This window comes from Pseudomonadota bacterium, from assembly GCA_018823135.1.
GTDB lineage: Bacteria > Desulfobacterota > Desulfobulbia > Desulfobulbales > CALZHT01 > JAHJJF01.
The window spans coordinates 1-8,063 of sequence record JAHJJF010000049.1 but is presented as its reverse complement, the minus strand read 5'-3'; the positions used below and the strand labels follow the sequence as shown (position 1 = coordinate 8,063).

The following is an 8,063-nucleotide window of genomic DNA, read 5'->3' as shown; positions in this document are numbered from 1 at the left end:
TCTCCCTTGATGGCCTCCAGGGCAACCTTCGCTTTAAATTCTGCTGAATACCGTTTCCGTTTCGTTTTGCTCATTTGATCCTCTTCGTCAGTGTGTGGTTTTTCACCTTAACTCACTGTCCGAATTTTGGGGACCACTTCTTAACACGGCCCCGAACATGCGAAAAAACAGCCATTTCTGGAATTCTCTCTTCACTTTGAGTTTAATTTTTTTCTTTTATAAAATTTCTCCATTTTACCTGAAAACTCCAGACATTAGGGGTTTCACGAAATTTCATTGCTTCAAATCGGCTTAAGTAAAAAGAAGACTATGGTAATAGTATTACAAACCGGATTGACTGTGAAATATTTTTTAGGTTTAACAACAAAAAATAATAAATCAGCCCACCATTTTTAAATACCAGAGCAGAATATTTTTTTTAAAAAACTTTTCAGAAAAAAAATTTACTCAAAGCCAGGCCCTAATGTCGTAAAAACCCTTTGAGCAGGCGAAACAAATGTTGTGCTAATCCTGGAATAAAACGATGAGATGAAACGAAATTCTTTAAGGTGGGAAAAATGAGAAAAGCAGACAGAAATGATTATTGCATTATCGCCAGGCCGAGCGGTCGTGCTCCCAAATCAAGGTACCCGGCATTTCTGTAGGTTGTGATATCAATAACCGACAAGCCACCAGGGTTTTCATCTCCGACATAAAGCCAGCCGCGCCTTTGAGAATAGGCCATTTCCTGAGGATGTTCACCGGTTTCAACTTCTTTGGGTATATTTAAATATCGCGAGAGAAAAACCGAAACAGATGAACTGTCATAATTTGCGACGATCACATTGTTATTAAAAGCAATAAGTCTCTTTGGGGTAAAACCGGTATTTATCCTCTTAATGATTTTAGCGTTTGAAAAATCATACACAATGATATTGTTGGATATGCTTTCAGTTATATACAGAAACTCTTCGTTTTCAAGAAGTCCTTGAGGGGAGCCACTCACCGGGATGGTGTAAAGCGTATCCATGGTCATCGGATCAAGAATGGCAACACTCTGAGAAATTTCCAGTGACACGGCGAGTTTTTCCTGGCGTGGAAGATAGGAAATATACTTTAGTTTTTCACCGAACCGCATCCGAGACACAAAGTTACCAGAGGAAAGATCCATTTTGACCAAATAATCCCCTTCACTGTCTATAAGATACGCCCATCTCATGTCTGGAGTTACGGTCATGAAACTGGGATTCAATGTCATTGGAATCTGAAACTGATCAATCAAGGCGCTGGTAAAAATGTCATACGATTTAATCATGGATTCGTTTTCAGCCAACACATAGAGACGATTTTCAGGTTGGTTGACAAAAATATAAGTAGGTTTTCCGGTAACACCAATGGAACCCTGTATCCAATTCCTATCGGTCCTGAAAAAATAGACCGTATTTATGTCAGGGCATGAGACAAAAGCAAGATCCGAAGGCAAAGGTTTGTCATCAGAAGATCTGACTGAAAACACCGGGGTGAATTTACCGCGACTCTTTAAAGATGCGCTTGCATCAAAACCGATAAACACGCTCTGACTGTCATCTTTGTCAATTGTCACTGCCTGCTCTAATTGAACCTCCACCTCGGATTGTTCGATTTCAAGTGTTTGCTGAATATTGTCGGAAATATTCGATGCCCCAGAAAGGGTTACCCGGAAATGTTGAAAATTTCCGGTTGGTATGGATTTTCTCGCCAGAATGACCTGTCCAAGTTTTACTTCAGATGTATTTATTATTGCCGGTTGAGTAAGCAAGGAAATCCAGTTTCCATCGATTGAAGCATCCAATCCGGAAATAACAATACGAATCTCCTGGCGATTTATATTATGTAAATTAAGAAACACGGTCAATAAAGCGGGATTCGTATCATCTCTGTTTTCATAATAAATACGATCAATGTTCTTGTTGATCTCTTGAACAGTCGGGACAATGCAGCCGTTCAAAAAAAAGAGCGCAAAACAAGTGAGATGAATTCGTCTGGAGCTCAACAGTTTTTTGATTAAAAAATAAATCAGCACCATCACAATAACTCCAAATAAATTTAGGGGCTGTAACTTGATAAATGAAAGAAGCAAATTTCCGGGAGAAAAATCTAATTTTTACTGGTATGACACACTTCGCATCCGTTATAACCGGCAGCACCAGGCCATGCTTTATAATCCCAACGAAGTATGGCGTCGTTGGGTGTCCCGTGGGCTCGATGACATGTAAGGCACATGATAATTGCATCACCCGCAGTACTCAAAACAGCGGGCAACACGCTAGCGACACTTGTACTGGCTACCGGGGAGATGACACTATAAGCTTTGGCTGTGCCACTCACTTTATTATAACTGTCATATTCTGAACCTGATGCATCGGCAAGATCAAAATCAGTGGGATGTCTCAGCCATGGGGATTCAAACGGTGCGGCATCGTCACTGAACCCGAGATCGCCTGCGCCGCTATGAAAATTAACATGACAACGGGAACAGAGATAGCTCATGGTTGTCTCAGTATTCGTCGAAGTATCATCCGTGGTTCGGCGATATCCTTTATACTGATTATGATTTGATGCATCCGGCCGGAATTCATAATCACTGTCCTCAATGCCGACAATACCATCGAGATAGCGATAACTTCGAGCGATTGTGCTGCCATCAATTGAAAGCGATGTGTCGCTATGATGCGCATAGCGGATAGAATAGGCTTCATTGGAAATGGCGGGGTCTCCATGGCAACCGGATGAACCGGCGCAGGTCAAGTTCATTGAAACAGAACCACCCGGGGGGACCTTATTGTTGGTGTTACTGATAGTTTTTACATTGTGGCCCTTGGCGGCTGATTCCGTCAACCAATAAAAATTGCCGCCGGCCAGGGTGTTGCTTAATATCTCAGTGCCGGTACTGCCATACTCAACGCCACTTGTTGTCAAAACGTAGGGTATAGTTGATCCGACGTCAGCCGCGGCGTTAACGCCTGTATGACAACCGGTGCAATTATTGTTTAATAATGCAGCCTGAGGATTGCCGGAATCAACAGAGGTTGGAACGACCATTGTACCACTCTGACTGTTGTGCATGGTATGGCAATCCGCACAATAGCCAGGAGTCCTGGCTTCAGAAAATTTAGGCGCCCAATAAAATAATCCGAGAACCAGAAATATAATCAAACAAAACTTCATGTCAGTTTTGTTTACTCCATACTGTAAATTTCAACGCGGCCATTCCCTTCATCAACTACACACAGACGTCCCCACGGATCAAACTTTATTTCTGATGGATAATATAACCTACCCCTCACATGCCCCATGCCGAGGAATTTATATTTAAATTTACCCTGAAAATCGACTACAACAATTGATGAGTCAAAGCGATCAACAACATATATTAATTCTGCCGGACCAAATGCATAAGAGTATGGAAAAATAATACTTTTATCCAGTGAAAGCTTTGATAAAATTGATCCATCATCATTAAAGAAATAAATATTTTTCTCTTTATGACTTAATGCCGTAACCTGCCCTTCTCTGATTTTAAAATCAACAAAATGGACATCATTATCCTTGTCGTAATATTTGATGAGGGGTTTGAGGTCAGGGCTGAAGGAAAGTACAGCGCCACTGTTTTTATCAAGAATATATAAACGCGAGTCATCATTTTCGATTCGATCAGGATAGATGGTTTTCCCGTCAAATGATAATTGATGCGGAGTGACCGTTTTGGTATTCAGATTAATTTCAGTAATACTGCTCCTGCCCTTTTCAATAACCTTTAAAACCTCATTGTTTTGACGGATTAAATCAGCAGGTACTTTAAGGCTGTTATTGGCATTAAAGGCATTGAGTAACTCCCCGTCTTTATCAAATGATACGAGTCGGTTATTTCCCGCATCCGCCACATAATATCTCTCCTTCACTGGATCGATCATAAGTGAAAATGGCATTGATAACTGCTTTGAATTTGAATTGGTTTTAAGGCTTAATTGCCAAGCCCATGGAGATTTGGCCAGGGTAATTCCAGGTGAAACAAAAAAAAGAATAATGATTACCTGCAATATTGTAAGGAGATTTATTTTACATTTCATGATCTTATCGTCAGTTAAATATCCAATACTGAATTAATATTCTATTTAATACCAGTCGTCACATCAATGTTAATGCTCTCATAGCCATTACACCAAAACAAAACAAAAATATTGGCAATGATAAATATAAAGTCATTTGTCAGGTTAATACCCTTTATGGCATTGAATACAGAGTGCTTTTGCCCCACTCAATTTCAGAAAAAAAGTATAGTCTGTACCGTGGGGATAATGACAGGTTACGCAGGTCATTTCCTGACCATTACGAGGATCCACAATTGCCCCTCCTACCGGATGGGTAAACTGACCTTGTGATGCATGACACCCGGAACAAACTCCAGTTATACCATTTTTCAACATTGCAATGGTGTTGGATCCATGAACAGAATGACAATTACTACAGGTGCCGGTATCTGGATGCTTGTGGCGCTTTTTCTCACTTATCCTGAAGCTTTCTTCGTGACAATCCCGACAAAGATTCTTTTGAGGCGCTTTCAGAAGATTAGAACTATCAGCAGCATGGGGTGAATGACAGGCAACACAGCTGTTTTCACTGCCATTCAGATGATTATGGGTACTGAGAATTTGAGATTTGATTTGTTCATGACATCCGAGGCATGTATCAGTGCCTTTTTGACCCTTATCGTGACAAGGGGTACATCCTTGAGTATACGGCTTGTGCAACTGGTTTCTAACAAGAAAAGCCGAATCACTTCCATGAGGATGATGACAGGATAAACAATTTTTTAATATATCCGGGTAGTTTGGATGTTTATTTTGAAGCTTTGCCAATGTGTGACATGAGAAACAAAGTTGATCCTCATCCTTGGCAAGTAATTTGTATGAGTTACTTGTATGCGGTGAGTGACAAGATATGCATTGACCTTGCTGGAATGGTTTATGGACATATTTATATTGTCGGGGCAAGGCTTCATGACAGGAAAAACAACTTTCGGCGATCCCTTGAGATTTAAGAAGCCCTTTTGAATTAGATACATGGGGATCATGGCATACTAGACATTTCCCCTGTTTAATCGGTTCATGAATTACCCCTTCAGAAAAAAGTTTTGCCTCTTTCTGGTGACAGGAAAAACAAAAATCAGTACCTTTTTTCTGGAGAAGCCCCTTATGTTTCGCAACATGAGGATTATGGCATTCATTGCAATCACCTTTTGCCACAGGCTGATGTATTACAGGTCCGGTAAAAAGTTTCTGCGAATGACAGGTAAAGCAAATTTTGCTATCAGCATTTGCTTTACCTGCCGTGACAGTATTCAGGCAAAGAGCAAAAAACAAAACCAAGAAAAAGTGTAAGGCATTTTTCATTACTTTGTCCTCCCAGGATGGCATGGGCGACATTTGCCTTCTTTAAACGGTGCATGGGTAACCGGATATAATAAAGCTTTTTCAATTGATCCATGAGGATCGTGACATTGAAGACATGAATCTGGCCCAGGCAATATATCTTGGTGTAGACTAAGGAATTTTGCATCTTGATTCTTATGGCATTGACCACAAAGATCTCTGGGTTTATCTCTTAGAAGAAATGGTTCATTTCCATAATGAGTCTGATGACATGATAAGCAATCTTTCACTGCAGGCGCATGGGCGATACCATCTTTCCAGTATTGGGCAATTTCCTGGTGACATGAAAGGCACAGTTGCTGCTTTTCTTTAAGCAAATGTTTTTTGTTTGATCCTCCATGGGCAAGGTGACAGACATTACAATTTTTCATTGCAAAAGGTTGATGTTTAAACGATTCCGGTTGAACTAAACCATCATTAAGGGGTTTGTGACACCCCAGGCATAAGTCACCGGGCTGGTTTATCAAATTAAACGTAAAATCTCCTGCATGAGGTGAATGACAGACCTGGCATTCACCCTGTCGAAAAGGTGCGTGGCTATCACTGGAATCAATTTGTGCCTTTAAATTTTCATGACATTTCAAACAAAGAATTTCATCGCTTTTCCCTTTTAGAACCAACTTGGGAAAATTGGACTGGTGGGGTTGATGACAACTTGTGCATTGTCCTTTTACAAAGGGTCGATGAAGACTGTATCTGCTTAATTCATCAGCGGTTTTACTGTGACACGACAGGCAAAGATCTTTTTCCCTTTCAACAAGTAATTTTTTGTTTTCTGATTCATGTGAATCATGACATCTCACACAATTGCCTTCAGCCGCCGGCGTATGAACAACGGGCCCCTTGCCGTAGTTATTTTTAGCATGACATTCAAAACAAAGAGTTTTTGTTTTGGCTCTAAGCAAAGGCGTAACATTTGATTTGTGCCCCAGATGGCAGGAGAGGCAATTTCCTGTTTCATATGGTTTATGATATGTTTTATTTTTCGTCGGTTCTTGCTTATGACATTTCACACAAAGTGTTTCCGGGGAAGTACTGAGTAGATTTGTATATCGTGAAGCATGACTTTCATGACACTCAGAACACTTTCCTTCTTTGTAAGGAACATGAATAATCTCTTGATTTTTCTCATCTTCCTTATGACATGATGCACATAATTTATCCTGTGCATCAATAAGGACAATATTCTTTTTTTCATCTGTAACATGACAAGATATACACTCCCCTTTCAAAATCGGCGAATGGACAACATTTCTCAATAAACCTTTTTCATTGGAACTATGGGGATTATGGCAGGATATGCAGGCTGTTTGTACTGGTTGGTTGTTATGTTTTTGTGAGAATTGAGTTGTATCGACTTTATGGCATGACTTGCAAAGATTTACCATATCATCACTTAAAAGGGCTTTATGGTCAGAGGAATGCGCTTGATGACAAACTTCACAGCCATTATCCAGAGGCTTATGGTTGATTTTTTTGGTAAATTCTTTACGATCGTGACAGGAAAAACAAGATTCTTTTCGCTCAGCCTTCAAAAGTTTCGGAAAAAGACTGTTGTGCACTTCATGACAACTTGTGCATTTTCCAGCAGCAACCGGGCCATGAAGATTTTTTTTCTCGAGATTTCTCTTAACACTCTCATGACACCCAAAACACTGCTGGGGTTCGTCCCTTCGTAAATATGCACCACCGATAAAACCATGGGGCCTATGACAGGCTTCACAATTCTGATTTTTTACCGGATCATGGATTAAGCCCTTTTGATACTTTGTTGCAAGGTCAGCATGACAATCGACACATCGTTTGCGAGGTGCTTGAGTACTTGTTTGGATTGCGCATCCCACACAAAGAATAACGATTATGATCGGAATAAAAAAACTACTAATTAACGTTACTTTCACGGGAATCTCCAATAAATTCCTTCCTTAAACTCAACCATAAAGCCTCATTAATCTTAATCTTTGATTTTTCTCGAAGGGTATTAATATAGCTTGAACGTTGTTGACTCAACTTATCCTGATGCAATTTTTTTGTTATTTCTTCTTTAATATCAACCAGAGGCGCTGGGGATGGAAGTTTCTTATTTATCATCTTGATGAAACACATTTTTCCCTTGAATTTGACTAAATCACTCACTTCACCACTAGTAAGTTCAGCGAGGATCGGTGCAATTTCAGGATCAAGTGTGTGTTCCGACGTACTTTGAATAGGAATTTCTTGATGATAATACTTACGTGCCACACTAAAAAAATCCTCGCCCCGAGAAAAATCTATTATAATTTTATCAGCCAAATCATCCTCATCCCATAAAATTGCGAAGTTAATTTGTCCGGATGGCGTATAGTCGTTTAAATGACTGGTATAATATTCAATAATTTCATCAGCTGAAACAATTGCGAGGTCTCCAAGAATATTGGCTTCAAACTCTTTTATCAACCGGTGCTGCGTGTAATATTCATATTGCCATTTAAAGGGAGCGTTGACACACAGGGTCATTTTCACTATGCTCTCACTGAAAAAAGCAAATTCTAATTATGAGGAAATTGTATGATACTCGGGGCTATCTCAAATTCTTGGAAATTACAGCTTTCTAACCATGATCTGAAAAAATTG

General features: G+C 39.9%; 6 protein-coding genes. All 6 read right to left on the bottom strand.

Going from position 1 to position 8,063, the window contains the following annotated elements; translation table 11 throughout:
- Positions 1–580: 580 nt before the first annotated feature.
- On the bottom strand, positions 581–2,044 hold the full coding sequence (locus tag KKE17_04425; protein ID MBU1709232.1) for a hypothetical protein: 1,464 nt from the start codon (positions 2,042–2,044) through the stop codon (positions 581–583).
- Between the two features lie 71 nt (positions 2,045–2,115).
- Positions 2,116–3,084: a hypothetical protein gene (locus KKE17_04420; GenBank protein MBU1709231.1), complete on the bottom strand. Its 969-nt coding sequence runs from the start codon at positions 3,082–3,084 to the stop codon at positions 2,116–2,118.
- A 113-nt stretch (positions 3,085–3,197) separates the two neighbouring features.
- Entirely contained in the window at positions 3,198–4,088 is an 891-nt protein-coding gene (locus tag KKE17_04415) for a hypothetical protein (GenBank protein MBU1709230.1), read from the bottom strand.
- A gap of 144 nt (positions 4,089–4,232) precedes the next feature.
- Positions 4,233–5,411 carry a hypothetical protein gene (locus KKE17_04410; protein MBU1709229.1) on the bottom strand — a complete coding sequence of 393 codons (1,179 nt, stop codon included), beginning with the start codon at positions 5,409–5,411 and terminating at the stop codon, positions 4,233–4,235.
- A complete protein-coding gene (locus KKE17_04405; GenBank protein MBU1709228.1) occupies positions 5,411–7,351 on the bottom strand; it encodes a hypothetical protein in 1,941 nt (646 codons plus the stop codon). Before KKE17_04405 ends, KKE17_04410 begins: the two co-directional genes overlap by 1 nt.
- Positions 7,332–7,952 (bottom strand): hypothetical protein, encoded by a 621-nt coding sequence (locus KKE17_04400; GenBank protein MBU1709227.1) that lies wholly within the window; start codon positions 7,950–7,952, stop codon positions 7,332–7,334. The genes KKE17_04405 and KKE17_04400 overlap by 20 nt, the downstream gene beginning before the upstream one ends.
- Between the last annotated feature and the right edge of the window lie 111 nt (positions 7,953–8,063).

Coding starts and splice junctions, on each gene's coding strand:
- KKE17_04425 (MBU1709232.1), bottom strand. CDS start 2,044: ATGGTGCTGATTTATTTTTTAATCAAAAAACTGTTGAGCTCCAGACGA.
- KKE17_04420 (MBU1709231.1), bottom strand. CDS start 3,084: ATGCACAACAGTCAGAGTGGTACAATGGTCGTTCCAACCTCTGTTGAT.
- KKE17_04415 (MBU1709230.1), bottom strand. CDS start 4,088: ATGAAATGTAAAATAAATCTCCTTACAATATTGCAGGTAATCATTATT.
- KKE17_04410 (MBU1709229.1), bottom strand. CDS start 5,411: ATGAAAAATGCCTTACACTTTTTCTTGGTTTTGTTTTTTGCTCTTTGC.